This is a genomic window from Leucobacter sp. L43 (assembly GCF_016597785.1).
Taxonomy (GTDB): domain Bacteria; phylum Actinomycetota; class Actinomycetes; order Actinomycetales; family Microbacteriaceae; genus Leucobacter; species Leucobacter alluvii.
The window spans coordinates 346,467-372,951 of the sequence record NZ_JAENJG010000001.1 but is presented as its reverse complement, the minus strand read 5'-3'; the positions used below and the strand labels follow the sequence as shown (position 1 = coordinate 372,951).

Below are 26,485 nucleotides of genomic sequence, written 5' to 3'. Positions count from 1 at the left end.
CGTACGAGTCTACGGGTCGGCGACGAACTCCGATGCGTCGCGGTCGTGCCGCCATCCTCGCCAGACCGCGTGACGGAGACGTCCCTCGGGCGTGCGCTCCCTGTAGGTCACCTCTCCGACGGACTCCGGTGCGACCCAGTGCGCTTCGCGGCGAGCGTCGCCCGGCACGTCGATCGCGGGGTCCCGTCGTTCGCTCGTCTCGAGCCGCCGTCGCGCGCGGCGACGCTCGGCGGCGGTGAATCCACTCGCGACGCGGCCGGCGTACTGCAGACCCCCCGCTTCCGGAACGGCGATGAGGAGCGACGCGAAGCCCGTCGGGTCGGCTTCGCTCTCCCGCCACCCGATGACGACGACCTCGGCGGTCTCGAAGAGCGGCACCTTGAGCCAGTCCTGCGATCTCGTCGCGGTCCGGTACGGGCTCGAACGTCGTTTCGCGATGACACCCTCGAGGCCGAACTGCTCGCTCGCGCGAAGCGCAGCGCCTGCGTCCCCGTCGAACGCCGGCGGTACCGACACGACGACGGCGTCAGCCTGGTCCTCCGCGGCATCGGGTTCGGGGCCGAGCGCGTCGATGAGCAGTTCACGACGCGCCTCGTAGGGGAGCGCGCGGCAGTCGGTGCCGTTGATCGCGAGCACGTCGAAGGCGAGATACCGCGTCGGCGCCGAGCGCCGCGCCCTTGCGATCTCGCGAGCGCCCGTCAGGCCCATGCGCTCCTGCAGTTTCGAGAAACTCGGCGCCCCGCTGGTGCCCAGAGCCACGATTTCTCCGTCGATGACGGCTGAGTCGGCCCCGACGGTGTCGGCGACCGCGAGGAGCTCCGGAAAGCTCTCGGTGACGGCCCGTCCGGAACGGCTGGTGATGGTCACGTCACCGCCATCGATCGTGACGATGGCCCGCATCCCGTCCCACTTCATCTCGAACGACCAGTCGTCGGCGTCGAGGCGGTCGAGTTCGGCGGCAGAGGATCGCGTGGCGAGCATGGGATGCACCGCGGTGGGCAGCGGGGCGCTGACGGGGGCGCGACGCTGCGTCGGACGGGGTTTCGCCGATCCGGTGTCTGCCTTCCGATGGATCATCCACTGCGGGGGATCGAGTTGCGTGCGGAACAGCACGTAGGTGCGCGTACCGCCGATGCCCGTCGCCGCAGTGCCAGTGAGGGTCGCGATCACTTCGTCGTCTCGCCACTTCTCGAGGACGAAGGTTCCGGAGTCCCAGATTCGAACGGTGCCCGCCCCGTACTCGCCTTTCGGGATCGTGCCTTCGAAGTGCCGGTACTCCATCGGATGATCCTCGGTCGGCACCGCGAGGTGGTTCTGCTTCGGGTCGGTCGGCACTCCCTTCGGGAGCGCCCAGCTCACCAGCACGCCGTCGTGCTCGAGGCGGAAGTCGAAGTGCAGGCGCCTGGCCTCGTGACGCTGGATGACGAAGACCGATGCACCGGCGTCGTCCCCGGTGTCGCCGCGTGCTGCGCGCTCCTGCCGCTCGCCTCGGCGCACCGCTTCCGGTACGGGTTCAGGTGTGCGCTTCGCGTCTCGTTTCGAACGGTACAGCTCGAGACGCTCGGATGTGCGCACCGAGGAACTCGACCGGGTGAGGTCCGCCAGCGGGTCGCCCCGCCGTTCGACGCGATCGAGCACCTCCCGGAAGTCGAGGTGGCGCAGGTGCGGCGACGCGAGCTCGCGCCACGTGCGCGGCGCGGCGACCATGGGCCGGGCGCGCCCGCGGAGCGAATACGGTGCGATCGTGGTCTTATTGGCGTTGTTCTGACTCCAATCGACGAAGACCTTGCCGCGGCGCAGGTCCCGCTTCATGCTGCTGATGATCTCATCGGGATGATCCTTCTCGAGCGCGCGCGCGAGCTCGCGCGCCACGGCGGAGACATCCTCCGAGGTCTGCGTGCCATCCAGCGGCGCGTACACGTGTATTCCTTTGCTGCCGCTGGTGACGGGCACCGCATCGAGCCCCATCCCGGCGAGGATGTCGCGGGCGAGAACAGCCACCCGTGCGCACTGCCGCAGATCGACTCCCGGGCCGGGATCGAGATCGAGCACCATGCGGTCGGGGTCGCTCCGGGTGCTCGGCCCTTCGCCGCGCGGAGCGGAGGAAGTCGAGGTGAATCTCCACTGGGGCACATGGATCTCAAGTGCTGCGAGCTGGGTCAGCCAGACGAGCGTCGATTCGTCGTTCACGAGCGGATACGCGTTGCGGTGGTCCCGATGATCGATGCTGCCAGTCGCCACCCAGGAGGGAGCGTCTTCGCCGATGTCTTTCTGGAAGAAGCTGCCGGCGTCGCCGTTCTCGCCCACGCCGTCCGGCCATCGCTTGCGCGTCGCCGCGCGGTCGCGGCAGTGAGGGATCATCGTCTCCGCGATCGCGCTGACGTACCCGAGCACTTCGCCCTTCGTCGTGCCGCTCGCCGGATACAGCACCTTGTCGAGGTTCGACAACCGAATCGAGCGCCCGTCGATGCGCACGGTGTGCTGTGCAGCGGCCATGGCTACAGCATTCCTCCGCCGAGGCACAAGGCGTAGCCCGTTGACACTCGATTCGGCTCTACTGTACGTATGAGAGCCATATGGACCGGGGCGATCACCTTCGGGCTCGTCAATGTTCCGGTGAAACTGTTCAGTGCGACCGAGGATCACGACGTGGAACTGCACCAGGTGCACGCGCGTGACGGCGGGCGCATCCGCTATCAACGGCGCTGCGAGGTATGCGGCGAGACCGTCGAGTACGCCGATATCAATCGCGCCTACGTCGAGGACGATGAGACGGTGGTCCTGACGAAGGACGAGCTCGACGCGATCCCGCAGGAGCGCAACCGCGAGATCTCGGTCGTCGAGTTCGTACCCACCGACCAGCTCGACCCCATCATGTTCGAGAAGAGCTACTTTCTGAGACCCGCCGGAAAGTCGTCGAAGGCCTACGTGCTCCTGCGGCGCACGCTCGAGCAGACCGATCGCACTGCGATCGTGCAGTTCGCGCTGCGTCAGAAGACCCGCATCGCCGCTCTCCGAGTCCGCGACGATGTGCTCGTCGTGCAGAATCTGCTCTGGCCCGATGAGGTTCGAGAAGCCGAGTTCCCCGAGCTCGACGAGCGGGTCCGCATCACGGCGAAAGAGCTGCAGCTGTCTGCAGCGCTCGTGAAGAGCTTCTCAGGAGACTTCGACGCCACCGACTTTCACGATGAGTATCAGGAAGAGCTGCGAAAACTCGTCCAGGCGAAGCTGGCCGAGGGAGACGCGCTGGATACCGATGCCACGTTCGGCGCTTCTGAGGACGACGAGGGGAGCGACGCGGAGGTCATCGACCTCATGGCCGCGCTGAAGGAGAGCGTGCAGCGCTCACGGGCGTCGAAGAAGCGCGGACGCGGCGGGGCGGCCGGCGCGAAATCGAGTGGTGGGGCGGCCGGTGCCGGTGCGAAAGCCGGCGGTGGGGCGAAGAAGACGACGAGGAAGGCGACGCCGAAGCGGAGCGAGAGCAAGGCCACGACTGGAAAGCAGACCACGGCGAAGAAGCGGACCGAGAGAAAGAGCGCCCCGAAGAAGCGCACGTCGCAACGGAAGTCGCCCAAGCGCGATGCGGCGTAGCCCGCGGTGTGCAGCTTGACATGTATCGTTCAGCATGTCGGCGTATGTTGTTGACTATCGCTCACGAACGTCGCACGACAGACACGGAGGACGCCATGCATCAGTCATTCAACTCATTCGGATTCGGCTCTGGATCACCGGGGGAGTCGCTGTGGGAGGCGATGGATCAGCTCCGCACCGGGTTCGAGAAGCGCGCTGGGTCACGCATGGCGCGCGGTGACGTGCGCGCCGCAGTGCTGTCGCTGCTCGCCGAGGAACCGATGCACGGCTACCAGATCATCCGCGAGATCGAGCAGCGCAGCGGCGGCTCCTGGAAGCCGAGCGCTGGATCGGTGTACCCGACGTTGCAGATGCTCGCCGATGAAGGCCTCATCTCCGCAGAGGAGTCGAACGGTCGCAAGACGTACGCGCTCACGGACGCGGGTGGAGAAGCCGTGGCCGCAGGCGAGGCGAAAGCTCCGTGGGACACGGCTTCGGAGAGCGCCCCCAAGCGCCACGGAGCCCTCGCGCAAGCAGGATTCGAACTGGCGCAGGCGGCGGCCCAGGTCGGTCGATCGGGGAGCACGGAACAGATCTCCGAAGCGGTCGAGGCGCTCGAAGAGACGCGTCGACGCCTGTACAGCATCCTCGCCCAGGGCTGAGCGGGGTGTCGTTCGAGGCCTCGAGCGGCGACCTTCCGACCGAGATCGATCAGGTCCGCTATCGACGCATCCTCCGCTTCGCATCGCGGCATCTCGCTCACGCGTGGTGGTACGAGCTGGTGCTCCCGCGGCTCGGCTTGCAGCGGATCACCGAGCGCACGCGCCCGCGCCGCATGCGGCGGTTCGCCCGGGCATTCCACGGCCTCGCCGTGGAGCTCGGCGGACTCATGATCAAGGTGGGTCAGTTCATGTCGTCTCGGCTCGACGTTCTTCCGCCCGAGATCACGGCTGAGCTGGAGGGACTGCAAGACGAGGTGCCTGCCGAGGCGTTCGCAGACATCCGCGATCTCGCGGAGCGGGAGCTCGGCGTGCCGCTCGCGACAGTGTTCGCGGAGGTCGAATCCGCGCCGCTCGCCGCAGCTTCGCTCGGCCAGGCCCACGCCGCGATCCTCGCCCCCGCCCTCGCAGCCGACGTTGGATTCTCCCGAGCCGTGCTCAAAGTGCAGCGTCCCGGGATCGACGGCATCGTCGCGGTCGACCTCGCGGCGCTCCGCAAAGTCGGTCGGTGGCTGAGTCACGTGCGGCTGGTCTCCCGCCGGGTCGATATGCCGGCGCTCGTCGAAGAGTTCGCAGTGACGAGTCTCGAGGAGATCGACTACCTGCAGGAGGCCGCCAATGCTGAGCGCTTCCGTCAGAACTTCGCGGCGCACGACGGCGTCGCCGTTCCCGAAGTCGTCTGGGAGCGGACGAGCCGACGCGTGCTCACGCTCGAAGATGTTTCTGCGATCAAGATCTCAGATGTCGACGCGCTCAGAGCGGCCGGCATCGAACCGCACGACGTCGCGCTGCGGTTCGCGACGGTGATGTTCGATCAGCTATTCACGCATGCCTTCTTCCACGCCGACCCGCACCCGGGCAACGTCTTCGTCACACCGCGAGATGACGCTGAGCCGGGGGAGTGGCGACTGACGTTCATCGATTTCGGCATGATGGGCGAAGTGCCAGCGGGAACCCGCGGCGCTCTGCGATCACTGCTGATCGCAGCTGCGACGAGAGACGGTCGCGGACTTGTGGCAGCGATGCGCGAGGTGGGGGTGCTGCTGCCCAACGCCGACGCCTCCGAGCTCGAGCGGGCCATGACGCAGCTGTTCGCGCGATTCGGAGGCATGGGGTTCGCCGAACTCCGAGATGTCGACCCGCGCGAGTTCCGTGACTTCGGCCATCAGTTCAGCGATGTGATCCGCACGCTCCCGTTCCAGCTGCCCGAGAACTTTCTGCTCATCATCCGAGCGATCTCGCTCACGTCGGGCGTCTGCAGCACCCTCGACCCGAAGTTCAATCTCTGGGATGCCATCGAGCCCTACGCGCAACAGCTCATCCGTGAGGAGCGCGGCAACGTCATCGCGGATGCTGCGAGTCGTGCGCTGGACGCAGCACGCGCCTTCATGCTGCTCCCCTCGAGAATCGGTACCACACTCGACCGGATCGACAGTGGCGACCTCGAAATACGCGCGCCGCAGCTCGAACAGCGCTTGACCCGCGTCGGAACGACCGGCCGGAGCCAGACGCCCGCCATACTGTTCGGGTCAGTCCTCATCAGCGGTGCGCTGATCCGCGACGCCGACGCTGCGCTGAGCACGGTTCTCCTCTTCGCATCGATTGTGCCGCTCGCATGGATGATCGGAAACGGGTTCAGGCGGCGCTAGAGGTCGAAGCGGCCGCGCGTCCACAGCAGGGCGATGCCGAGGGCGCTGCCGGTCAGCGCCATGGCGATCCATACGGGACCAAGCGCGCCCGTCCCTGCCGCGAGCGCAGCGCCGCCGAGTATCGGTCCCGTTGCGGCACCGATATTCAGCGCTGCAGTCGCGTACGCGCCGCCCATCGTCGGCGCTTGCGCGGCCGCGGAGAGAACGCGCGCGATGACCGTACTGCCGACCGCGAACGAGAGCGCCCCCTGCGCGAGCACGAGAGACACCAGCACCACCGGGAGCGTGGCCATCGATGCCATGGCGACCCACCCGATCACCAGCAGCGGCCCGCCGATGGCGAGGACGGCGCGGGGGCGCTGATCCGAGAAGCGTCCAGCGGTCACGACCCCGATGAACGATCCGATGCCGAACATCACGAGGGTGACGGGAACCCAGATCTCGGACAGCTGCGCCGTCTCCGTCACCAGGGGTGCGAGGAACGTGAACACCGCAAACGTCGCACCATTGATCAACGCCCCGAGCACCATGGGCAGCAGGAGTCGCGGCGTCGACAGCAGGGCGAGCTCCGCCCGGAGGCTGGGCGAGATCGACGCAGCGGTGGGCTGCGGCGGGCGATTCGCGATCCCTCGCGCGACCCCCACGGCCGCGGGAGCGCAGAGGATGGCGACCGCCCAGAACGTCGCACGCCAGCCCAGTGCCGCGCCGAGCAGAGCTCCGGCGGGGACTCCGGCCACAGTCGCGATCGTTGTACCGGAGAGCAGGATCGATACGGCGCGTCCGGTGCGATGCTTCGGCACCAGCGCGGCAGCCGCGCCCAGCGCCACGGCGAGAAAGCCAGCGTTGGCGAGCGCGCTGAGTACTCGGGTGAGCACAAGCAGCGAGAAGTGCGGCGTCAACGCTCCGACGACATGGCACGTGGCGAAGGTGAGGAGGCAGACGAGCAGGGTGAGTCGAGGCGGCCAGCGGCGAGCGAGGGCTGCCATCAGCGGCGCGCCGATCACCATCCCGACTGCGAACGCGGAGGTCAGGAGGCCAGCAGTGCCGACCGGGATGTCGAGATCAGTCGCAATGGCGGGGAGCAACCCCGCCAGCATGAATTCTGAGGTGCCCATGACGAAGATGGCCAGGGCGAGCATGTAGAGAGCGAACGGCAATGAAGACTCCGAGGTGAGGGATCAAGAAATGGGCTTCTTGTCACCGCGGCCAGCACCCCGGGGTCGAGCAGACATGCACCTGCGCGCAGCGTCGGCGTCGTTATTCGTGGTGCACGGGGCTGGCGGTGTGACCGGCAACCCCCGACTCATCCGATTTCGGGCTCGACATGTCTCAGACTCTACATGCGATGAACCAGGCGCGGTTGCAGAAACCGGTACGCGGGTGCCACTGTCATGGCACCCGGGACCGATGCCTGCCAGCGTCTCGTCGAAGACAGTGGAGTGATGCACTCCTTGCCCGCTCGCACACCGATCCTTCCGATACTCTTGACGGCCGTTCTTGCCGGATGCGTACTGCTGATCCCGACATCCGGAGAGAGCCTCAGCGTCGTCGTCACCCGAACGGCAGCTGAAGCGGGTGCGTCACTCCCAGGGGCAACGTTCGTCTCAGACGCCGCACTTGCAGTTCTGGCCGCCGCGACCGCAGGTGCGATGGCGTTGGCGTGGATGAAGCGACCGGCGTCTCGCGGTGCAGTGGTCGCGAGCGCGGCCGGAGTGATGGCAGCATACGCGGGGAGCGAGCTGCTCAAGCTCGTGTTCGCTCAAGCGCGTCCCTGCACGAGATGGATGAGCGTGGGCGAGTGCCAGGTCACCGACTACTCCTTCCCGTCGAACCACGCGACCCTCGCATTCGCCGCCGTATGGGTGATAGCGGTGGCAAGCGTCAGCGTGAGCAGCGCCTTGAGTGCGATAGCGATAGCCGCGGTGGTCTCAGCCGGGCGCCTTCTCGAGGGCGTCCACTACCTGCACGACGTTGCCGCTGGCGCCCTGGTCGGGATTGTCGTACCGGCGTGCAGCCTCGGGGCGTGGTCACTCCTGCGGGGCGCCCGTGCGCGCATCGCGCATCGGCGTTTCGCCGTTCGCTGACGAGTGCTCAGACCTGCGAAGATGGGTCGAACCGTCTCCCACCCGAAAGGTCTGGCGTGCCCCGAGCAGTTACCCTGATCCGATCCTCCTCGCTCTCCGATGCCGCTGAGTACGCATACGCCGCGACCGCACCGGCAGATGCCCGATTGATCTTCCTCGCGGGTTCCTGCCCGTTGCAGGCGGACGGAACGACGGCAGGGATCGGTGACGTTGCGGCGCAGGCCGCCAAGTGCATCGAGAACATGCAGGTCGCGCTCGCCGAGGCCGGTGCAGATACTCGAGACGTGATCAGCACTCGCGTCCTGGTCGCTTCGGCGCAGCAGTCCGACCTGGTCGCGGCGTGGGAAGTCGTCCGTGACGCATTCGGAGACCATGATGTTCCGAGCACTCTTCTCGGCGTGACCGTTCTGGGCTACGACGATCAGCTCGTCGAGATCGAAGCGGTCGCGGCAGTTCAGGACGGATCCTGATCGTCTCCTCGGTACCGCACCGGCGGAGACCGAAGACGCCTTGAACGACGCGCGCCGAGCGTATGCTCCGCCGTCTCCCACCTCCACTCGACCGAAGGCGCCAGCATGATTCACACCCCAGCGAAGCCATCCGTTCTGTTCGTGTGCGTGCACAACGCCGGGCGATCTCAGATGGCGGCCGCCTTCCTCGATCACCTCGCGCGCGGGCGCATCGAGGTGAGATCGGCTGGGTCTGCGCCCGCCGACTCCATCAACCCGGCGGCTGTTGCGGCGATGAGTGAAGTCGGTGTCGACATGTCGACGGCGACTCCGAAGGTGCTGACCCCCGAAGCGGTGCAGGAATCCGATGTCGTGATCACCATGGGCTGCGGGGACGCGTGTCCGATCTTTCCGGGCAAGCGCTATGAGGATTGGCAGCTCGACGATCCCGCAGGTCGCGGAATCGAGGCGGTGCGCCCGATTCGGGATGAGATCCGCGCACGGATCGAAACCCTCATCGCCGAACTCCTCCCCAACGAGCGGTAGCGCTGCACAGCAGCACTGCCAACGGAGCTCGCGCGACCGGCACCCGCTACCCCTGCACGTACTCGTCGACGGCACGAACGACGCGCGCGGGGGAGCCCAGGGCGATGACTCCCGCGGGCACGTCGGCGGTTACCACAGAACCGGCGCCGATGACGGAATCGTCGCCGATCGAGACCCCTGGAAGGACCGTGACGTTGGCACCCAACCACACGTTCCTCCCGATGATGACGGGCGACGGGATCAGATCGCTGCGTCGACTGGGCGCCACGTCATGCTGCAGGGTCGCGATGACGACGTTGTGACCGATCAGGCAGTCATCTCCGATCGAAATCCCGCCCTGGTCCTGAAAACGGCAGCCCGAGTTGATGAACACGCGTTTGCCGAGCCTGATGTTCCTGCCGAAATCAGCGGTGAACGGCGGAAAGAGCGTCACGGTTTCGTCGATGGGCGATCCGGTCAGCTCGGCAAGCAGCGCTCTCACCCGCGCTGGAGGGTGGTAGCCGGTATTGAGCTCACCTGCGATGCGGAGGGACGCTTGACTGGCCTCATGCATGGCCGCGTGCCCGGGCGAACCGCCGGCGATGATCTCGCCCGAATCGAGCGCGTTGAGGAGTTCGTTCAGATTCATTCGGGGTCTCCAGACCAGTGAGCAGGTCTCTGCCCGGCGTCTGCGTCGCTGGGCGTTTGGGGAGCGGGAGGGACGGCGTTCCAATTCGAGAGGAGTTGCAGCCGATCATCGGAAGCCGACCCCGGTTCTGCGGTGTAGACGATGAGGCTGAGGCCCTCGTCGGAGGTGACCGCGAGCTCTTCGTAGAGCAGTGTGAGCTCGCCGACGAGCGGATGGTGGAAGCGTTTGCTGCCGCTCCCATGGGTGCGTACGTCGTGCCTCGACCAGAGCTGGGCGAAGGCCTCGCTCCGCGTGGAGAGTTCTCCGACCAGGTCCTGCAGAGCTCGATCATGCGGGTCGCGGCCGGCCTCGACGCGCATGATCCCGACACACATCTGTGCGAACAGGTCCCAGTCCGGATAGAAGTCGCGCGATGCCGGGTCGAGGAACTGGAAGCGCGCCAGATTCGGAGTTCGCCCGCCGGTTCCGATCACAGGTGAGTAGAACGCTGCGCCGAAGTCGTTCGTCGCGATGAGGTTCTGGTGACGGTCGCGGATGAAAGCGGGGCCGCCGGTGATCGCGTCGAGCGTGCGCTGGAGCGCGAGGCGGGTGGGTTGCTGCGCGGCGGTGTGCCTGCGCGGGCGCCCTGACGCCGGAATGCCGTCGGCCGTCCGGGCGAGATCGAGGAGATGCCTGCGTTCAGTGGCATCCAGAAGCAGGGCTTCGGCGAGTGACTCCAGCACGGCGGAGGACGCGCCGGCGATATCTCCACGTTCGAGCTTCGCGTAGTACTCGACGCTCACATCGGCGAGCATCGCCACTTCGGACCGGCGAAGCCCGGCGACTCGCCGATTCGACCCAGCCGTCAGCCCGACATCCGCAGGTGAGAGGCGTGCACGCCGCGACATGAGGAACTCGCGCACTTCGGCCTTGTTGTCCATACCGTCCACAGTAGGACGCCCGGAGGCAGTGAAGGATGCACCAGTAGTACACCTCTCGCCAGGGCCTTCCCCCGCGGCGGAGAGCAGGCTTCACTGGCACTGCTGCACAACGACTCATCCGCGACTGCGGCGCAGCCGCACCCCGCCTCACCCCGCCTCACCACCCACACGAGAGGACCGCTCATGCGAGCCACCCTGATGTTCAGTGCCGGCGACGTCCGTGTCGTCGAAGTTCCCGAACCCACGCTGCAACGCCCGACCGACGCCATCATCCGGGTGACCTATGCCTGCGTGTGCGGATCCGATCTCCATCCGTATCACTCTCTGGAGGAGACCCCCGGCGGGCGGCGGATGGGGCACGAGGCGATCGGCGTTGTCGAGCAGGTCGGATCGTCGGTCGAACATGTGCGGGTGGGCGACACGGTGATCGTCCCGTTCGCCTGGTCAGACAACACCTGTACCTTCTGCCGCGACGGCGTGACCACCTCGTGCCTGCACGGCGGCTTCTTCGACGGCGCACCCTCGGCGACGCAGGCGGAGAAGCTGCTCGTTCCTCAAGCTGACGGCACCGCGGTCGTCATCCCCGAAGGGACGGAAGAATCGCTGATGCCGTCACTGCTGACGCTCTCCGACGTGTACCTCACGGGGTACCACGCCGCTCGCACCGGCGGAGTCGCGACGGGACACACGGTCGTCGTCATCGGCGACGGCGCCGTCGGTCTCTCCGCGGTGCTCGCATCCCGTCTCATGGGAGCAGCGACGATCATCCTCATGGGCAGGCACGAAGACCGCACCGCCCTCGGGCGCGAGTTCGGCGCGACGCACATCGTCGCGGAACGGGGAGCAGAGGGCATCGCACGGGTGATCGAGATCACGGGCGGGGAGGGCGCGCACGTCGTCCTCGAAGCCGTCGGCCACATGCCGGCGTATGAGCAGGCGTACGGCGTGGTGCGCCCAGGCGGCACGATCTCCCGCGTCGGCGTCCCCCAATACGAAGAAGCGCCCGTGGGCTTCAGATCGTTGTTCGGCAAGAATGCGACATTGACGGGCGGGCCCGCGACCGTCCGGGCGTATATCGAGGCGGCGCTCCCGCAGGTTCTCGATGGGACCATCGATCCCGGCAGAGTCTTCGATCGGGAACTGCCTCTCGATGAGATCGCCGAAGCGTACCGCCTGATGGACTCGCGCGAGGCGCTGAAGGTGCTCATCCGGCCGTGAGGCAAATATCCCCGTCCCCGTGCGACCCATGCTCGGGAATGGGAGACTGGGCGCGGTGCGGCACGGAGGAAACGCTCGCCCAGCCCGAGTCACGAGAGGATCGCGCATGATCTCGCTGTCGGCAGCTGCCGGAATGGCTCTCGTCGAGCTCGGGCTTGCACTGACCCCCGGACCGAACATGATGTACCTGGTCTCTCGCAGCATCAGCCAGGGTTGGCGTGCCGGGATGATGTCGCTCTCGGGGACTGCCGTCGGCTTCGTGGCCTACATGATGATGGCGAATCTCGGGTTGGCCGCAGTGTTCTTCGTCGTTCCCTGGTTGTTCATCGCGCTGAAGGTCGCCGGAGCCGCGTACCTGCTCTGGCTCGCCTTCCAGACGATTCGCCCGGGAGGCAGATCCCTGTTCGAGACCGCAGACCTGCCACGCGATTCATTCGGCAAACTCTTCCGCATGGGTCTGCTGACGAACCTCCTCAACCCGAAGGTCGCGATCCTCTACCTCGCGCTCATCCCGCAGTTCATCGACCCCAGCGCGGGCAGCATCGTCGCACAGGGCTTCCAGCTCGGCGCGATCCAGATTCTCGTCGGCGTCGCGATCAACGGCGCGATCATCGTCGCCGCCGGCTCAGTCGCCACGTTCCTGCAGCGCAAGCCCACGTGGATGCGATGGCAGAAATGGGTCACGGGTACCCTGCTGGGAGCCATCGGCGTGAAGCTCGCGATCGACGCCCCGGCCCCCGCCGCCGCACCGTAGCCCGCCCGCCGGGTTTCGCCGCTACGGTGCTCGCCTCCCGCGCAGCTCATACCCGAGGATCACCGCATGGACGCGGTCACGCAGATGCAACTTGGCGAATATCCGGTTCACGTGCGTCTTCACCGTGGCCGTAGACAGGTGGAGGGCCTCGCCGATCTCGCTGTTCGAGAGGCCGGCGGTGATGCACGCGAAGACGTCGCGTTCCCGTGGGCTGAGTTGATCGAGCGGATCCGCATGCGCGGCGAACCGCGCATGCACATGCGGTGCTCCGCTTGCGGCGTAGTGGTCGATCAGTTGCCGGGTGATCCTCGGCTCGACCACAGCCTCACCCGAATGCACCGTCCGAACGGCTTCCCGTAATCGGGCCGGTGGAGAGCTCTTGAGGAGGAACGCGCTGGCGCCGGCCTCGAGACCGCCGAAGGCATACTCGTCGATGTCGAACGTGGTGAGCACCAGCACCCGCGTCGCAGCGTGCGCGGCAGTGATGATCCTCGTGGCTTCGATGCCGCCCATGCCCGGCATGCGCACATCCATGAGCACGACGTCAGGCTTGAGCTCCCGTGAGCGGCGGATCGCCTCCTCTCCCGAGGCCGCCTCACCGACCACCTCGATATCGTCGGCAGAGTCCAGAACGAGCGCGGCACCCATCCGCACGAACTCTTGATCGTCGACCAAGAGGACCCTGATCCTGGGCGATCTGCTCACGGTCATGGACGCCCTGCCTGATCGATCTGCAGTGTCGCGTGCACCTGCCAACCACCGCCGAGGCTTGGACCTGCTGCGCTGCTGCCGCCGTACGTCGCGGCACGCTCAGCGATGCCGAGCAGCCCCCGGCCGCTGCCCTGACTCGGAGCACGGCCCGCTTGAGGGGCGGCGAGCCCGTCGTCGGCAACCTGCACCGTCACGGTACCGCCCGCGACGTCGATGCCGACCTCTACTCGTGTGGCTCCGATGGCGTAGCGCAGCGCGTTCGTGAGCGCTTCTTGGACGATTCTGTACACCGTCGTCGAGAGCGCAGGATCCTCGGGCAGTGCCGTTCCGGAGCGTGAGAGCGTGACAGGCATTCCGGTGCTGCGAAAGACTTCGATGACGTCCTCCAGATCTGGAGCGTTGTGCCCTGAGCGATGCAGGCTCTCGTCGAGTTTCGCGTCATCCTCGCGGAGTACCTGCAGGACTCGCTTCATGTCGGACAATGCGCTTCGCCCGACGTCGCCCAATCTGCGGAGTGCCACAGCTGACCGCTCGGGGTGCTTCTGCCAGGCGTCTGATGCGCCGTCCGCGAGGGCGATCATCGTCGACAGCGAGTGGGCGACAATGTCGTGCATTTCTGCGGAGATCCGCTGCCGTTCGATGATCCGCGCGGTGCTGAGCCGTTGGTTGACCAGTTCCGTGAGCGCCTCACGGCGCCCGGCCGCGCTGCGTGCGGCGATACCCAGAGCGAGAGCGAGCAACGCCAACGGGTCGAGCAATGAGGGCGTCTGAGGTGCGCCGGTGATCAAAAAGCGAACGAGGGCTCCGAGTGCAGGCACTCCCACGAGGACCGCGTACCCCATGAGTGCGGTCCCGGTGGGCAGCAGAGAGGCGACGGTGTAGAGCGCCACAGCCGCGGGCAGTCCCAGCAGTGCGACCGGGGTGGGGACGAGGGCACCCGCCGTGCTGACGAGCGCGATGGCCACGAGGACCGCCCGCGGATACCGGCGTCGACCGAGCAGCAGGGCGCTCGAGACGATCGCCAGGAGCAGGCCCGGCCAGAGCGGTAGCGCACGCGGCAGCACGAGCACGAGCGCTTGAACCACGAGACACATCACGGCGACGAGGCCGTCGACCACGCTCTGATGTGCGCTGATCCAGCGCAGCATCCGGGAACCGAGGACGCGGTCGACCTCCTCGGCAGCCACCCCCGGCTGGGTTGCATGAGTACTCATACGTTCGCCGACTCCCTCCCGAGCTGTGCTCTCATTCTTCCCCACGCTCGGCCCGGGCACCCGTTCAAGCGTCTCGGCGTTTGAGCGTGATCGCCGCGGCGAGGAACAGCGCCAGCATCCAGATCAGCAGAACGCCATAACCGACCCACGGGCCCATCGGGTCCGTTCCGGCTGGGGCGAGGAGCAGCGAGCCGGCCTGAATCGGGAAGAAGCGGGTGATCTCGGCGCCGTGTGCCGAGAAGATCTGCGGGATCACGGGCACGATCAGCAGGAGCACGAGCGTCGCAAGCACCGCGGCGATGACGTTGCGAATGACGGTGCCGAGCGCGAGACCGATCATGCCGATGGCGGCCAAGTACAGGCCCGACCCGACGACGAGTCGGAGCAGGACGGGTGTGTCCAAGGCGTAGCTGTAGCCACCACCGCCGAGGACGGTCGGTGCGATGGCGGAGCCGATGGCCGAGCTCACGACACCGATGCCGAAACCGATGGACGCGACGATCACCGCCTTTGCGACCAGTGCCGGCGTCCGGCGCGGGACCGAGAGCAGCGTGGTGCTGATCTGCCCGGAACGGTACTCGTTCGCCATCATCAGGACTGCGAGCACGGCGAGGACGACGCCGACATAACCGGTTTTGTCGACGATCATCTCGGGGTAGGGGTCGTAGTCCGCCTGAGGTGAGCCGCGGTCGCGGAAGACGTACGCCCAAGGCATTGCAACTCCGTTCGCGAGCAGGAGCAGGAGGGTGAATCCTGCGAGGATGTGGTTCGAGGCCAGCCCGCGGAACTTGATCCATTCGGAGGCGATAGCGCCGCCGAGGCTGACATTGCGCACCGTTGAATCGCGCGCGGCGCGGGCTTCGGCGGTGCTCGTGGTCGTACTCATGAGGAACGTCCTTTCGAAAGCGGTGAATCAGGCTGAGACATACTCGACGGAGTCTCGGGTGAGCTGGTTGTACGCCTCTTCGAGTGTCTGGCGCAGCGGCGTCAGCTCCGTCAGCAGGACGCCCGCCTCGTGGGCGGCGCGGGCGACTTGCTCGGCGGTGAGGCCCTCCACGTCCAGCAGACCCAGCTCGTTCGAAACGATGGTCACGCCCGGGGCGCTGATCCGGCGAGTGAGAGCTGGGGCATCGGTCGTGCGGACGCGGACGCGGCTGCCGCCCTGCTCGGTGAGCGCGTTGATCGGCGCGTCCGCGATGATCTCGCCGCGGCCGATGATGATGACATGGTCCGCGATGAGCGCGAGCTCGCTCAGCAGATGGGAGGAGAGGAACACCGTTCTGCCCTCGGTCGCCAGACGGGCCAGCAGCTCGCGCACCCACGTCACCCCCTCCGGATCCAAGCCGTTCACGGGTTCGTCGAGGATCAGCGTGCCCGGGTCACCGAGCAGCGCCGCCGCGATGCCCAAGCGCTGGCCCATGCCGAGGGAGAACGTGCCGACCTTCTTTCTCGCGACCGCAGTGAGGCCCGTCGCCTCGAGAACCTCGTCGACCCGCGAGCGCGGGATGCGATGCGTCGCTGCGATCGACGCGAGGTAGTTCGCTGCCGCGCGAGATCTGTGCGCTGCCTTCGCGTCGAGCAGCGCACCCACTTCCCGCAGCGGAGCCGCGAACTCCCGGTACTCGGTGCCTGCGATGAGCGCTCGGCCAGAGGTGGGACGGTCGAGACCGACGATCGATCGCATCGTCGTGGACTTGCCTGCTCCGTTCGGTCCCAGGAATCCCGTGACCTTCCCCGGCTGGACCGTGAAGCTCACTTCACGGACGGCGTGGGTGTCCGCATAGGTTTTGGTCAAAGCCTCAACTTCGATCGTCATGGCGTCGTGCTCCTGTTCGTCTGGGGTGCTTCGTGCTCTCGACGCTACGGATGCGCAGGTGCGAGCGGATGCCAACCCCGGGTTGAACTGCTGCCGATCACAGCTCGCGATCCGGCTCCGAGAGCACGCGCCGCAGCACCGGCGTGGTCGCGACGACTCCCAGCTGCACCATCACCGTGCCGGCGGCGATGCAACCGGCGACCGTGACGATGAACAGCGGGGCGGTGGCCACCGATACCCCCACGACGGGGACGGCGAGCAGGGCGGCGATGCAGGCCGGAACGATGGCCGCCACGAGCAGCGGGGTACTCACGGAGAGGCGCCGCGAGCGCGTCATCACGGCGAGCGGCATGCCGAGGCGGTCGAGACTCACGTACAGGGTTCTTCGTTCCAGCACCGCAGCCGCCTGGGTGACACCGACTGAGCAGGCGACGAGGAGATACGACACGGCGACCGCCGCCACCACCACCAGGCGGATGTCGCCGAAGAAGAGGATGTGCTCCGGCGTCACCGCTTCGGAGAGGCGCTGCACGGTATCGAGAAAGCCCAGCGCGGATCCAGCAGGGACTGCGATGAAGCTGGCTAACGCCACCCCTGACACCTGTCTCCACGCCGCCTGCGGCGACTCGAGCACACCGCGCAGAGCAATCAGAGTTGCTGCATCGTGCGAACGTGCGAGTCTGCGCCGAGCGAGCCGCGCCACGAGGTAGGGGCCCATCGGGTGAAGCGCGGCCATCACTGCGACGAATGCCGCGACGAGTGCCGCCGTGATACCGATGGCTCCCCAACTCACCGACGTCAACTGCAGTACGAGCACCGAGACTCCCACCACGAGCGCCGCGATCACGACGCGCAGCCAGTGCATCCGCGGCGCATCATGGCGCATGCGTACCCCGAGCGGTGAGATCAAGGCTCGTCTCAGACTCGCACCTGCGCTCGTTATCGCGACCACCACGACACTGAGCAGGAGCGCTACGACGAGCGGCGACGAGAGCCATGCGTGATCCGCACCCAGTGGGCTGCCGGCAACCTCGATGTGCGAGAGGAACGGCACGAGCGGCACGTAGAGCATGAGACCTGCGAGAGCGCCCCCGCCCGCGATCAGTGCAGCTTCCACAAGCGCGACTCCTCGCACCCAGGTCGATGAGGCGCCCATCAACCGCAGTGTCGCAAGCCGATCTTCGCGGCGCCTGGCGGAGAGTCGGGCAGCGGTCGCGCCGAGAGTCCCGACGGGCACCACGAGCGCCGCCATCATAGCCGCCGCGAGGACCCGGTACTGCCCAACGCCTTCGGGGTCCGGGGCGTTCCAGTAGGCCCGGGCCAACACGACGACGCTCAGCACCACCGCAGAGATCACGGCATACGCGAGGATCGGCAATGCCGGGAGACCATGCCGAGCGGGCTTCACCAGCAACCACAGCGCGGACAGTCGGGCGTGCACTCGGGCTCGACGAGCGCTCATCGCGTTTCGCGGTGGACGACGCGACCGTCCCGCAGTCGAACCACCCGGGAGCAGCGGCGTGCCACGTCCGCGTCGTGCGTCACGATGATCAGCGCCCGACCCTGTGCTGTGGTCTCGGCGAGCAGTACATCCAGCACCTCCGACGCCGTCTTCGAATCGAGCGCGCCGGTCGGCTCGTCGGCGCAGACGACTGGAGCGTTCGTCGCGCGGGCCCGAGCGATTGCCACGCGTTGCGCCTGACCGCCTGAAAGCTGGCCGATCCTGCGCCCGGCGAGGCCCGAGAGACCCAGGTCCTCCAAGAGGGATGTCGCGCGTTCCATCGCGGCGCGCTTCCCCATGCCGATCAGGAGCAGAGGTATCGCGACGTTCTCCGTCGCCGTGAGTTCGGGGATCAGCATGCCCTGCTGAAACACGAAGCCGAACTCCCGCAGGCGCACCGCCGACCGGGCTGCATCCGACAGGCTCCCGAGCTCTTCGACCCCTTCGCGCGTGCGAAGCGTCACCGTTCCCTCTGCTGGCCTGATGATTCCCGCCATCGCGTAGAGCAGGGTGCTCTTCCCCGATCCAGAGGGACCCATGATCGCCACGGACTCGCTGTCACGCACCTCCACATCGACGCCGTCCAGCGCCACCGCTTCGCCGTAGCGGACGCGGAGGCCCGTGGCAGACACCCGGACTGCTCCCAGAGGGGAGGATTGCTGCGGCGCCGGAAGGGCAGGGGAGAGGGGGTCCACGGTCATGCTTCGACGCTAGGCGAGTCGATGTCGGGACGATGCCAACCGTAGGTTGATTGTTCGGAGACGAGGACGCCTGCAGACCGAGCCATTGACTCGCTACGGCCCCTCCAATCGGGCACGCTCGCCAACGGCCGAGTCCCGCGTACTCGATGCGGCGACGAGCCGCACGCGGCCTTGCAATATACCTATAGGGGGTATATTGTGAGCCGTATTGGTACCCCATAGGGGTATGGAATGAGGAGGCGCAATCGATGAATGTGAACCATTACCAAGTGACCGGCATGACCTGCGGGCACTGCGAGATGTCGATTCGAGAAGAAGTCGAGGAGATCCCCGGCATCGAGGAGATCGCGATCAGCGCACAGACGGGCGAGCTCGTCGTGTCCGGTCGGGGTGAGATTGACGACACGCAGGTGCTTGCTGCGGTCGCGGAGGCCGGTTACACGGCGGTGAGAGCCTGATGCGTGCCGGCGCACGCCTCGCGCTCTACGGTGCGGGGTTAGCAGTGGCCTTCGGCGGTGCTTTCGCGGCCGCCGGAGCCGTCATTCCAGACCGAGTTGTTGCAGGGTGGACGGATAGAGGCGAAATGAACCAGCATGATGCGGGCAAGAGTACGAACGAGGCGCAGACGGAAGAGAGCACCCCGAACGGCGTCTCCATCGAAGCGGGCGGCTTCGTGCTCGCGCCGATAGCCGCGCCAGGAGACGTCGGCGCACGAGGTGAGCTGAGCTTTCAGGTGCAGACACTCTCGGGTGAAGCGGTCACAGAATTCGCTGAAGCGCACGAAAAAGACCTGCACCTCATCGTCGTCCGCGCGGACGGCGCCGAGTTCCGTCACGTCCACCCGCAACTCGATGAGGCCACCGGGACATGGTCTCTGCCGTGGACATGGGATTCTGCCGGCACGTACCGTGTCTATGCCGATTTCACCCCCGCGACGGAGGGAGCAGAGGGAGTCACGCTGACGCGCACGGTAGAGGTCGCCGGCACCTTCTCTCCCGTCACGTCAGAGGTGCGGCGCACTGCAGAGGTCGACGACTTCGACGTCACCCTCGACGGAGATCTCACCGCCGGAACCACGAGTGATGTCACGGTCTCCGTAGCACGCGACGGGAAGCCGGTCACTGCGCTCGAGCCGTACCTCGGAGCATTCGGCCATTTGGTCGCGCTTCGCGATGGAGATCTGGCGTATCTGCACGTCCACGCTCAGGGCGACGCGCCTCGCGTTGGCAGCACGGCAGGCCCTGAAATCGGATTCATGGCCGAGGCGCCCACTGCAGGCCGCTATCTCCTCTACTTCGACTTCCAAGTCGATGGAACCGTGCACACGGCCGAATTCGTCGTCGACGCCGGCCACGGGGAGATGCACGGCGCGAGTGACGAAACCCATTCGGACGATGCCGACGGCCACTGACCCGTTGGGTACGGCCACCGCGACGACAATGCTCAAGGAAGGAAGACGATGAGTGCATCAGCGCCCCCAACAGGCGGGCCCGGCTTCGAGCTGGAGATCGGGGGGATGACTTGCGCCTCCTGCGCGAACCGGATCGAGAAGAAGCTGAACAAGCTCGACGGCGTCGAGGCAACGGTCAACTACGCCACGGAAAAGGCCAAAGTCTCAGTGCCCGAAGGGTACGACCCGGCATTGTTGATCGCTGAGGTCGAGAAAACCGGCTACACGGCCGCTCTGCCCAAGCTGAAGCACGCACCGGCGGGTGCGTCGGAGCCCGCGTCGGATGGGGAGGACACGGAGCTCACCCAGCTGCGGCACCGCCTCATCGGATCGATCCTGCTGACGGTGCCGGTGATCGCGATGGCGATGATTCCCGCTTTGCAGTTCACCTACTGGCAGTGGGCATCGCTCGCGCTGGCTGCACCGGTCATCATCTGGGCGGCCTGGCCCTTCCATCGGGCGGCCTGGACGAACCTCAAACACGGGACCGCCACAATGGACACGCTCATCTCCATGGGCACCTCCGTCGCGCTCCTGTGGTCGTTGTACGCGCTGTTCTTCGGCACCGCCGGTGTGCCCGGCATGACCCATCCGTTCGAGTTCACGATCGCGCCCTCCGACGGAGCGGCGAACATCTATCTCGAAGTCGGAGCGGGTGTCACGATGTTCATCCTCGCGGGTCGTTACTTCGAGAAGCGCTCCAAGCGCCAAGCAGGGGCGGCCTTGCGTGCCCTGCTGGAACTTGGTGCGAAAGAAGTAGCGGTGCTGCGTGACGGTGCCGAGGTGAAGATTCCGACCTCCGAACTGCAGGTCGGCGACGCGTTCGTCGTTCGCCCGGGGGAGAAGATCGCCACCGACGGCATCGTCGTTTCGGGCACTTCCGCCGTTGACGCGTCCATGCTCACCGGAGAATCCGTACCGGTCGAGGTCGGCGAGGGCGACCCGGTGACCGGCGCGACGGTGAATGCCGGCGGTCGTCTGGTCGTGCGTGCGACGCGCATCGGGTCGGACACGCAGCTCGCGCAGATGGCGAAGCTCGTCGAGGACGCCCAGACCGGCAAGGCCGAGGTTCAGCGCCTCGCCGATCGCATTTCCGGCGTGTTCGTGCCCATCGTCATCGTCATCGCTGTTGTCGCTCTCGGTGCATGGTTGGGCGCCGGGTTCCCGGTCACCGCCGCGTTCACCGCAGCTGTCGCGGTCCTCGTCATCGCGTGCCCGTGCGCGCTCGGCCTCGCGACCCCGACCGCGCTGCTGGTCGGCACCGGACGAGGCGCCCAACTGGGCATTCTCATCAAGGGCCCGGAGGTGCTGGAATCGACGCGCAAGGTGGACACGGTAGTGCTCGATAAGACGGGTACCGTCACCACCGGCAAGATGGCTCTTGTCGACGTCGCCACCGAGCCGGGCGTGGAGCGTGCGGATCTTCTCCGCTTTGCGGGCGCGCTCGAGGACGCCTCCGAACACCCGATCGCGCAGGCGATCGCGAAGGCCGCCACTCAGGAGGTTGGCGCGCTGCCGACTCCGCAGGACTTCACGAACGTCGTGGGGAAGGGGGTGCAGGGACTCGTCGACGGCATTCCGGTGGTGGTCGGACGCGAGTCGCTGCTCGCGGATTGGTCGCAGCACCTCTCCCCAGGGGTTGCGCGGGCGAAGGCGCGCGCGGAGAACGAGGGCAAGACGGTCGTCGCTGTCGGCTGGGATGGGCAGCCTCGCGGCATCGTGGTCGTCGCAGACACGGTCAAACCGACCAGCGCTGAAGCGATCCGGGGCCTCAAGGAAATCGGCCTGACCCCGGTGCTGCTGACCGGTGACAACGAAGCTGTCGCTCGACAGATCGCGGCCGAGGTCGGCATCGATGAAGTCATCGCCGAAGTCCTCCCGAAGGACAAGGTCGACGTCATCGTCCGGCTGCAGCAGGAGGGGAGGACGGTGGCGATGGTCGGTGACGGCGTCAACGACGCCCCCGCGCTCGCTCAGGCCGATCTGGGGTTGGCGATGGGCACCGGCACGGACGTGGCGATCGAGGCATCAGACATCACCCTCGTGCGCGGCGACCTGCGGGCCGCCGTCGATGCGATCCGGCTGTCTCGGAAGACCCTCTCGACCATCAAGACGAACCTGTTCTGGGCGTTCGCCTACAACATCGCTGCCATTCCGGTCGCAGCCCTGGGCATGCTCAATCCCATGCTCGCCGGTGCGGCGATGGCGTTCTCCAGCGTCTTCGTCGTCGGCAACAGCCTCCGACTGCGCGGGTTCAGAAGCATCACTGCGCAGTAGCATCCGGAACCATTCCAATCGGCACTCATACGAAAGGCAACAACCCATCATGGCAAACGACACCCAGGCGGCCTCCAGCTGCTGCAGCACCAGCTCATCGAACCCGGCCGCGACGAGCACCGGCCACGACAACCTTCTCGGCGGTGGCGCTGACGACCTGACCACCTGCCCGGTCATGGTCGGGAGCCCCGTCAGCAAGCAGGCCGCCGAGAGCGTCGGCTTGTTCCGCGACTTCGAAGGTCAGCGCTACTACTTCTGCTGCGCCGGCTGCGGCCCCGCGTTCGACGCGGATCCCGCGAAGTTCGCCGCGAACATGGCATAGATCTCGCCCGCGCGCGGGGCGGCCACCGGCGTCGCGGCGTTCTCGTCGCCGTCGTCGCCGGGGCCCTCCGCCGACGTGAAGATCACCGAAGCCACGGATGCCGTCGCGCGCCGTGCGCATGACACCGGCACCGTTCCGCATGACGCTCAGGAGCTCCCCAGATGACCACTTCGCCCCACATTCTCATTCTCGGCGCAGGAGCTGCCGGGGCCGCCGCCGCGCGCGGCCTCGCCGCCCGGAACGACGTACGCGTGACGCTGGTGACGCAAACGGGTGAAGCTCCCTACACGCGGATGCTCATCAGCGGCGTGGCACTGGGGCCGACGCCTCCGGATCTCTTCGCGCTTCCTCTCCCACAGGTCGAGGTCGTCGCCGATACCGTCGTCGACGTGCATCCCTCTGCCCGGACGGTGCAGCTCACCACTGGTGCGCGGCTGCCGTACGACGCGCTCATCGTCGCCACCGGCAGCAGGCCTCGGACCCTCCCCGCTGGCGTCATGCGAGGTGCGACCACCTCAACGGGGAGCCGGGTCAGCACGATGCACTCGTTGGCAGATGCGGTGCGCATCCGTGAACTGCTGACGCGCGGCGGGCGGCCTGCACGCGTGGCGATCTACGGCGGCGGGTTGATCGCGGCCGAGGCGGCATCGCTCCTGCACGCCGCCGGACACCAGGTGGCGGTGATCTCCCGCAGTCACACACCCGGCGTTGGGGCCTTCGGCGCCCTCGTCGCCGAACGCATCGCCGCCGATCATGCCGCTACCGTGCACACCCATTTCGGTCGCACCGTTCAGTACGTGGATCTCAGCGAATTCGGGGTTGGCATCACCCTTGACGACGGCACGCCCCTCGTCGCAGACTTCCTGCTGGTGGCACTGGGCACCATTGCGGCAGCGCCCGCCCCGTGGACTGCAGGGGTCGATGTCGATGAGCGTCTGCGCGCCGAACCTGACCGTGTATACGCCGCCGGAGGTGTTGCCACGCTCCATCACGAATCGTTCGACCCGCGGCGCATCGACCACTGGGAAGATGCCGCCGCCCAAGGAGCTCACGCCGCGAAAGCTGCTGTGAGCGAACTCGGTCTCGGGGAAGACCCGGGCTCGTATCTGCCGCGCAGTCCCTACATGGCGATGATCCATGGTCGGATGGTCTCCGGCGTCGGCTACATCGGCGGTGCCGAAAGTCATCTCGAGGACACCGACGAGTTCGTCGTCCGGCACGAGGCCGGAGGTACGGTGACCGGAGTGACCGGCATCGATGCGGTGGGAACGGTGTACCGGTGGGGGAGTCAACTCCATGGCTCGCCCGCCTGAGATCTTTCCGAGACCGGCCTACTCGCACAACAAGGAGCAGATCATGACCGAACCTCATGCGCACCAGCATCACGATCGTTCCCCTGCCCGCGCCGACGTTCAGGTGGATCACCGCGGCGGCCACGGAGACCACGCCGGCCACGCCGGCCACGCAGACCACGCGAGCCAGTTCCGGAATCTGTTCTGGATCAATCTCGTCATCGCGGTACCGGTTGTCGCCGCTTCTCCGATGTTCGCGATGCTGCTCGACTACGAGGTGCCGGCTTGGGCGATGTGGATCGCACCCGTGCTCGGCACCGTCATGTACGGATGGGGCGGACGGCCGTTCCTCGCTGGGGCATGGAGTGAACTCAAGAGCCGCACACCCGGGATGATGCTGCTGATCGCCCTCGCGATCACCGTGGCGTTCTTCGCGTCATGGGCGGCGACGCTCGGTCTCGTGCATCATGAACTCGAGTTCTGGTGGGAGCTCGCACTGCTGGTCGTCATCATGCTGCTCGGGCATTGGATCGAGATGCGATCCCTCGCGCAGACCACCTCAGCACTCGACTCCCTGGCTGCTCTGCTCCCCGATGCAGCAGAGCGCGTCGAGGGCGACGAAGTGGTCACCGTCGCACCTGCAGCATTGCAGGTCGGCGACGTCGTTGTCGTCCGCCCCGGAGGGAGTGTGCCCGCTGATGGTCGTATCGTCGACGGCAGGGCGGACATGGACGAATCCATGATCACCGGCGAGTCGCGACCGGTCACGCGGACCGTCGGCGACCTCGTGACTGCGGGCACGGTTGCGACCGATTCCGGGGTGCGCGTGGAGATCACCGCGACCGGAGACGACACCGCGCTCGCGGGGATCAACCGTCTCGTCTCCGAGGCGCAGAACTCGTCCTCCCGCGCCCAGCGAATAGCTGACCGCGCCGCGGCGATGCTGTTCTGGTTCGCCCTGGGGGCGGCCGTCATCACGGCGGCCGTGTGGACACTGGTCGGTGACACCGACGCCGCCGTCGTGCGCAGCATCACGGTCCTCGTGATCGCCTGCCCGCACGCGCTCGGGCTGGCGATCCCGCTTGTCGTGTCGATCGCGACCGAGCGGGCCGCGCGCGGCGGAGTGCTCATCAAGGATCGTCTCGCACTCGAATCCATGCGCGAGGTCGACGCGGTGCTCTTCGACAAGACCGGCACTCTGACGAAGGGCGACCCGACGGTCACCCGTGTGGCGCCGGTGGGCGAACTCACCGCGGATCAGGTCCTTGCGCTCGCAGCGTCGGCTGAGGCCGATAGTGAGCATCCGCTCGCGAAAGCCATCGTGGCTTCGGCGAAAGAAGGCGACCTTTCGGTGACCCCGGCGAGCGGTTTTGCATCTTCTCCGGCGGTGGGCGTCACCGCAATGGTCGCGGGCCACGAGATTCGAGTGGGCGGGCCGCGACTGCTCGAAGAGACCGGACAGCCCGAGGTCGCTGACGCCGACGCTTGGCGGGCCGAGGGCGCGATCATCCTCCACGTCCTCCGCGACGGGGTCGTGGTCGGCGGACTCCGCCTGGCCGATGAGATCCGACCGGAGTCCCGCGAGGCCGTCGAAGCACTTCATCGGCTCGATATCGAGGTCGTCCTGATCACGGGAGACGCTGAGGCCGTGGCGACCGACGTCGGGCGCGAGCTCGGCATCGACCGAGTCTTCGCGGGGGTGCGACCCGAGGACAAGGCGGCCAGAGTTTCCTCGTTGCAACGAGAAGGGAAGAAGGTGGCGATGGTCGGCGATGGCGTGAACGATGCGCCTGCGCTGGCGCAGGCCGACGTCGGCATCGCCATCGGCGCGGGGACCGATGTCGCGATCGCATCCGCTGGAGTCATCCTCGCAAGCTCCGATCCCCGTGCCGTGCTCTCAGTGATAGGGCTGTCCCGGGCTGCGTATCGGAAGATGAAGCAGAACCTGTGGTGGGCGGCCGGTTACAACCTCCTCTCGGTGCCGCTGGCGGCCGGTATTCTGGCTTCGGTCGGTTTCGTGCTCCCGATGTCCGTGGGTGCGATTCTGATGTCGCTGTCGACGATCGTGGTCGCGCTCAACGCGCAACTGCTGCGCCGCACTGACCTCACCCCCGCAGCCAGTACACGTTCCATTCTGGAACGGCAGGAAGAAGGAGTTCCATGTCATCGGAGAACGACCTGAGTGCCGGTCACCACGGGTACATCGACGACAAGAATCAGTACCTGCAGCGCATGAAGCGCATCGAGGGCCAGGCGCGCGGCATCGCGAAGATGATCGATGAGGAGAAGTACTGCATCGACATCCTCACGCAGGTCAGCGCGCTCACCCGTGCCCTGCAAGGAGTCGCAACGGGCCTGCTCGACGATCACCTCAAGCACTGCGTCCTCGATGCAGCGAAGCTCAGCGACGACGCCGGCCTGGAGAAGATCAAGGAAGCCACCGACGCGATCAACCGCCTCGTTCGTTCCTGAGGCGGAAGCTCCGCGAGATGTGAGATCCCGCGCTCCGCTTTGCCTGGAGCGACCGGCAACTTCTCGCTGCCCGGAATCGCCATGGAGTGCGTCCCGCGCTCCGGTTTTCGGTGGATCTGCCACTCTCAAGTTTCTGGCTACACCGAGGTTGCTACCCTACCCCCCTAGGGTATAGGTTCGAGACGTTTGACA

25 protein-coding genes are annotated in these 26,485 nt (G+C 66.8%); 15 read left to right on the top strand and 10 right to left on the bottom strand.

Annotation, left to right across the window (positions count from 1 at the left end; translation table 11 throughout):
- Positions 1-9: 9 nt before the first annotated feature.
- Positions 10-2,496 (bottom strand): ATP-dependent DNA ligase, encoded by a 2,487-nt coding sequence (locus JE033_RS01770; RefSeq protein ID WP_200329082.1) that lies wholly within the window; start codon positions 2,494-2,496, stop codon positions 10-12.
- 69 nt (positions 2,497-2,565) lie between these two features.
- Between JE033_RS01770 and JE033_RS01765 the strand changes: the two genes are divergently transcribed.
- From JE033_RS01765 to JE033_RS01755, 3 genes are all read left to right on the top strand, one after another.
- A complete protein-coding gene (locus JE033_RS01765; protein ID WP_200329080.1) occupies positions 2,566-3,591 on the top strand; it encodes a Ku protein in 1,026 nt (341 codons plus the stop codon).
- A 95-nt stretch (positions 3,592-3,686) separates the two neighbouring features.
- The gene (locus JE033_RS01760) at positions 3,687-4,232 is read left to right on the top strand and encodes a PadR family transcriptional regulator (protein WP_090148643.1); all 546 of its coding nucleotides are present in this window, start codon (positions 3,687-3,689) and stop codon (positions 4,230-4,232) included.
- Positions 4,233-4,237: 5 nt separating this feature from the next.
- Positions 4,238-5,938: an AarF/UbiB family protein gene (locus JE033_RS01755; RefSeq protein ID WP_200329078.1), complete on the top strand. Its 1,701-nt coding sequence runs from the start codon at positions 4,238-4,240 to the stop codon at positions 5,936-5,938.
- Here the strand turns inward: JE033_RS01755 and JE033_RS01750 are convergent.
- Positions 5,935-7,095: a Cmx/CmrA family chloramphenicol efflux MFS transporter gene (locus JE033_RS01750; protein ID WP_200329076.1), complete on the bottom strand. Its 1,161-nt coding sequence runs from the start codon at positions 7,093-7,095 to the stop codon at positions 5,935-5,937. The two genes, JE033_RS01755 and JE033_RS01750, sit on opposite strands and share 4 nt — an antisense overlap.
- 285 nt (positions 7,096-7,380) lie before the next feature.
- Between JE033_RS01750 and JE033_RS01745 the strand changes: the two genes are divergently transcribed.
- From JE033_RS01745 to JE033_RS01735, 3 genes are all read left to right on the top strand, one after another.
- On the top strand, positions 7,381-8,022 hold the full coding sequence (locus tag JE033_RS01745) for a phosphatase PAP2 family protein (RefSeq protein WP_200329074.1): 642 nt from the start codon (positions 7,381-7,383) through the stop codon (positions 8,020-8,022).
- A gap of 56 nt (positions 8,023-8,078) precedes the next feature.
- Positions 8,079-8,492, top strand: coding sequence for a Rid family hydrolase (locus tag JE033_RS01740; RefSeq protein WP_200329072.1), 414 nt, complete (start codon positions 8,079-8,081; stop codon positions 8,490-8,492).
- 105 nt (positions 8,493-8,597) lie between these two features.
- Positions 8,598-9,017: an arsenate reductase ArsC gene (locus tag JE033_RS01735; protein WP_090148656.1), complete on the top strand. Its 420-nt coding sequence runs from the start codon at positions 8,598-8,600 to the stop codon at positions 9,015-9,017.
- Between the two features lie 46 nt (positions 9,018-9,063).
- Here JE033_RS01735 and JE033_RS01730 read toward each other — a convergent pair whose 3' ends face one another.
- Positions 9,064-9,645 carry a DapH/DapD/GlmU-related protein gene (locus JE033_RS01730; RefSeq protein ID WP_090148659.1) on the bottom strand — a complete coding sequence of 194 codons (582 nt, stop codon included), beginning with the start codon at positions 9,643-9,645 and terminating at the stop codon, positions 9,064-9,066.
- Complete coding sequence (locus JE033_RS01725; protein ID WP_200329070.1) at positions 9,642-10,565, bottom strand: helix-turn-helix domain-containing protein; 924 nt, start codon at positions 10,563-10,565, stop codon at positions 9,642-9,644. The genes JE033_RS01730 and JE033_RS01725 overlap by 4 nt, the downstream gene beginning before the upstream one ends.
- A gap of 183 nt (positions 10,566-10,748) precedes the next feature.
- On the opposite strand from JE033_RS01725, the gene JE033_RS01720 reads away from it, so the two are divergent.
- Positions 10,749-11,783: an alcohol dehydrogenase catalytic domain-containing protein gene (locus JE033_RS01720; protein WP_200329068.1), complete on the top strand. Its 1,035-nt coding sequence runs from the start codon at positions 10,749-10,751 to the stop codon at positions 11,781-11,783.
- A 106-nt stretch (positions 11,784-11,889) separates the two neighbouring features.
- On the top strand, positions 11,890-12,537 hold the full coding sequence (locus JE033_RS01715) for a LysE family translocator (protein WP_200329066.1): 648 nt from the start codon (positions 11,890-11,892) through the stop codon (positions 12,535-12,537).
- Positions 12,538-12,558: 21 nt separating this feature from the next.
- On the opposite strand, the gene JE033_RS01710 is transcribed toward JE033_RS01715, so the two are convergent.
- From JE033_RS01710 to JE033_RS01685, 6 genes are all read right to left on the bottom strand, one after another.
- Positions 12,559-13,248, bottom strand: coding sequence for a response regulator transcription factor (locus JE033_RS01710; protein WP_200329063.1), 690 nt, complete (start codon positions 13,246-13,248; stop codon positions 12,559-12,561).
- Entirely contained in the window at positions 13,245-14,462 is a 1,218-nt protein-coding gene (locus tag JE033_RS01705) for a sensor histidine kinase (protein ID WP_200329061.1), read from the bottom strand. The genes JE033_RS01710 and JE033_RS01705 overlap by 4 nt, the downstream gene beginning before the upstream one ends.
- Positions 14,463-14,526: 64 nt before the next feature.
- Positions 14,527-15,348, bottom strand: a complete 822-nt coding sequence (locus JE033_RS01700; RefSeq protein ID WP_200329059.1) for an ABC transporter permease — start codon at positions 15,346-15,348, stop codon at positions 14,527-14,529.
- Positions 15,349-15,375: 27 nt separating this feature from the next.
- Complete coding sequence (locus JE033_RS01695; RefSeq protein WP_200329057.1) at positions 15,376-16,278, bottom strand: ABC transporter ATP-binding protein; 903 nt, start codon at positions 16,276-16,278, stop codon at positions 15,376-15,378.
- A gap of 97 nt (positions 16,279-16,375) precedes the next feature.
- The gene (locus tag JE033_RS01690; RefSeq protein ID WP_200329055.1) at positions 16,376-17,740 is read right to left on the bottom strand and encodes an FtsX-like permease family protein; all 1,365 of its coding nucleotides are present in this window, start codon (positions 17,738-17,740) and stop codon (positions 16,376-16,378) included.
- The gene (locus tag JE033_RS01685) at positions 17,737-18,480 is read right to left on the bottom strand and encodes an ABC transporter ATP-binding protein (protein WP_200329053.1); all 744 of its coding nucleotides are present in this window, start codon (positions 18,478-18,480) and stop codon (positions 17,737-17,739) included. The genes JE033_RS01690 and JE033_RS01685 overlap by 4 nt, the downstream gene beginning before the upstream one ends.
- A 248-nt stretch (positions 18,481-18,728) precedes the next feature.
- On the opposite strand from JE033_RS01685, the gene JE033_RS01680 reads away from it, so the two are divergent.
- The 7 genes from JE033_RS01680 (at position 18,729) to JE033_RS01650 (ending at position 26,293) form a co-directional block, all read left to right on the top strand.
- Entirely contained in the window at positions 18,729-18,938 is a 210-nt protein-coding gene (locus JE033_RS01680; RefSeq protein ID WP_200329051.1) for a heavy-metal-associated domain-containing protein, read from the top strand.
- Positions 18,939-19,063: 125 nt separating this feature from the next.
- Positions 19,064-19,891, top strand: coding sequence for a hypothetical protein (locus JE033_RS01675; RefSeq protein ID WP_234037050.1), 828 nt, complete (start codon positions 19,064-19,066; stop codon positions 19,889-19,891).
- A 48-nt stretch (positions 19,892-19,939) separates the two neighbouring features.
- A complete protein-coding gene (locus JE033_RS01670) occupies positions 19,940-22,207 on the top strand; it encodes a cation-translocating P-type ATPase (protein ID WP_200329047.1) in 2,268 nt (755 codons plus the stop codon).
- Positions 22,208-22,256: 49 nt separating this feature from the next.
- Positions 22,257-22,529, top strand: a complete 273-nt coding sequence (locus tag JE033_RS01665; protein WP_090148678.1) for a YHS domain-containing protein — start codon at positions 22,257-22,259, stop codon at positions 22,527-22,529.
- Positions 22,530-22,690: 161 nt separating this feature from the next.
- Positions 22,691-23,842, top strand: a complete 1,152-nt coding sequence (locus JE033_RS01660) for an FAD-dependent oxidoreductase (protein WP_200329045.1) — start codon at positions 22,691-22,693, stop codon at positions 23,840-23,842.
- Positions 23,843-23,885: 43 nt separating this feature from the next.
- On the top strand, positions 23,886-26,003 hold the full coding sequence (locus tag JE033_RS01655) for a heavy metal translocating P-type ATPase (protein ID WP_200329042.1): 2,118 nt from the start codon (positions 23,886-23,888) through the stop codon (positions 26,001-26,003).
- Complete coding sequence (locus JE033_RS01650) at positions 25,982-26,293, top strand: metal-sensitive transcriptional regulator (protein WP_090148682.1); 312 nt, start codon at positions 25,982-25,984, stop codon at positions 26,291-26,293. Before JE033_RS01655 ends, JE033_RS01650 begins: the two co-directional genes overlap by 22 nt.
- Positions 26,294-26,485 lie beyond the last annotated feature (192 nt).

Coding starts and splice junctions, on each gene's coding strand:
- JE033_RS01770 (WP_200329082.1), bottom strand. CDS start 2,496: ATGGCCGCTGCACAGCACACCGTGCGCATCGACGGGCGCTCGATTCGG.
- JE033_RS01765 (WP_200329080.1), top strand. CDS start 2,566: ATGAGAGCCATATGGACCGGGGCGATCACCTTCGGGCTCGTCAATGTT.
- JE033_RS01760 (WP_090148643.1), top strand. CDS start 3,687: ATGCATCAGTCATTCAACTCATTCGGATTCGGCTCTGGATCACCGGGG.
- JE033_RS01745 (WP_200329074.1), top strand. CDS start 7,381: ATGCACTCCTTGCCCGCTCGCACACCGATCCTTCCGATACTCTTGACG.
- JE033_RS01735 (WP_090148656.1), top strand. CDS start 8,598: ATGATTCACACCCCAGCGAAGCCATCCGTTCTGTTCGTGTGCGTGCAC.
- JE033_RS01730 (WP_090148659.1), bottom strand. CDS start 9,645: ATGAATCTGAACGAACTCCTCAACGCGCTCGATTCGGGCGAGATCATC.
- JE033_RS01725 (WP_200329070.1), bottom strand. CDS start 10,565: ATGGACAACAAGGCCGAAGTGCGCGAGTTCCTCATGTCGCGGCGTGCA.
- JE033_RS01720 (WP_200329068.1), top strand. CDS start 10,749: ATGCGAGCCACCCTGATGTTCAGTGCCGGCGACGTCCGTGTCGTCGAA.
- JE033_RS01715 (WP_200329066.1), top strand. CDS start 11,890: ATGATCTCGCTGTCGGCAGCTGCCGGAATGGCTCTCGTCGAGCTCGGG.
- JE033_RS01710 (WP_200329063.1), bottom strand. CDS start 13,248: ATGACCGTGAGCAGATCGCCCAGGATCAGGGTCCTCTTGGTCGACGAT.
- JE033_RS01705 (WP_200329061.1), bottom strand. CDS start 14,462: ATGAGTACTCATGCAACCCAGCCGGGGGTGGCTGCCGAGGAGGTCGAC.
- JE033_RS01700 (WP_200329059.1), bottom strand. CDS start 15,348: ATGAGTACGACCACGAGCACCGCCGAAGCCCGCGCCGCGCGCGATTCA.
- JE033_RS01695 (WP_200329057.1), bottom strand. CDS start 16,278: ATGACGATCGAAGTTGAGGCTTTGACCAAAACCTATGCGGACACCCAC.
- JE033_RS01690 (WP_200329055.1), bottom strand. CDS start 17,740: ATGAGCGCTCGTCGAGCCCGAGTGCACGCCCGACTGTCCGCGCTGTGG.
- JE033_RS01685 (WP_200329053.1), bottom strand. CDS start 18,480: ATGACCGTGGACCCCCTCTCCCCTGCCCTTCCGGCGCCGCAGCAATCC.
- JE033_RS01680 (WP_200329051.1), top strand. CDS start 18,729: ATGAATGTGAACCATTACCAAGTGACCGGCATGACCTGCGGGCACTGC.
- JE033_RS01675 (WP_234037050.1), top strand. CDS start 19,064: ATGAACCAGCATGATGCGGGCAAGAGTACGAACGAGGCGCAGACGGAA.
- JE033_RS01670 (WP_200329047.1), top strand. CDS start 19,940: ATGAGTGCATCAGCGCCCCCAACAGGCGGGCCCGGCTTCGAGCTGGAG.
- JE033_RS01665 (WP_090148678.1), top strand. CDS start 22,257: ATGGCAAACGACACCCAGGCGGCCTCCAGCTGCTGCAGCACCAGCTCA.
- JE033_RS01660 (WP_200329045.1), top strand. CDS start 22,691: ATGACCACTTCGCCCCACATTCTCATTCTCGGCGCAGGAGCTGCCGGG.
- JE033_RS01655 (WP_200329042.1), top strand. CDS start 23,886: ATGACCGAACCTCATGCGCACCAGCATCACGATCGTTCCCCTGCCCGC.
- JE033_RS01650 (WP_090148682.1), top strand. CDS start 25,982: ATGTCATCGGAGAACGACCTGAGTGCCGGTCACCACGGGTACATCGAC.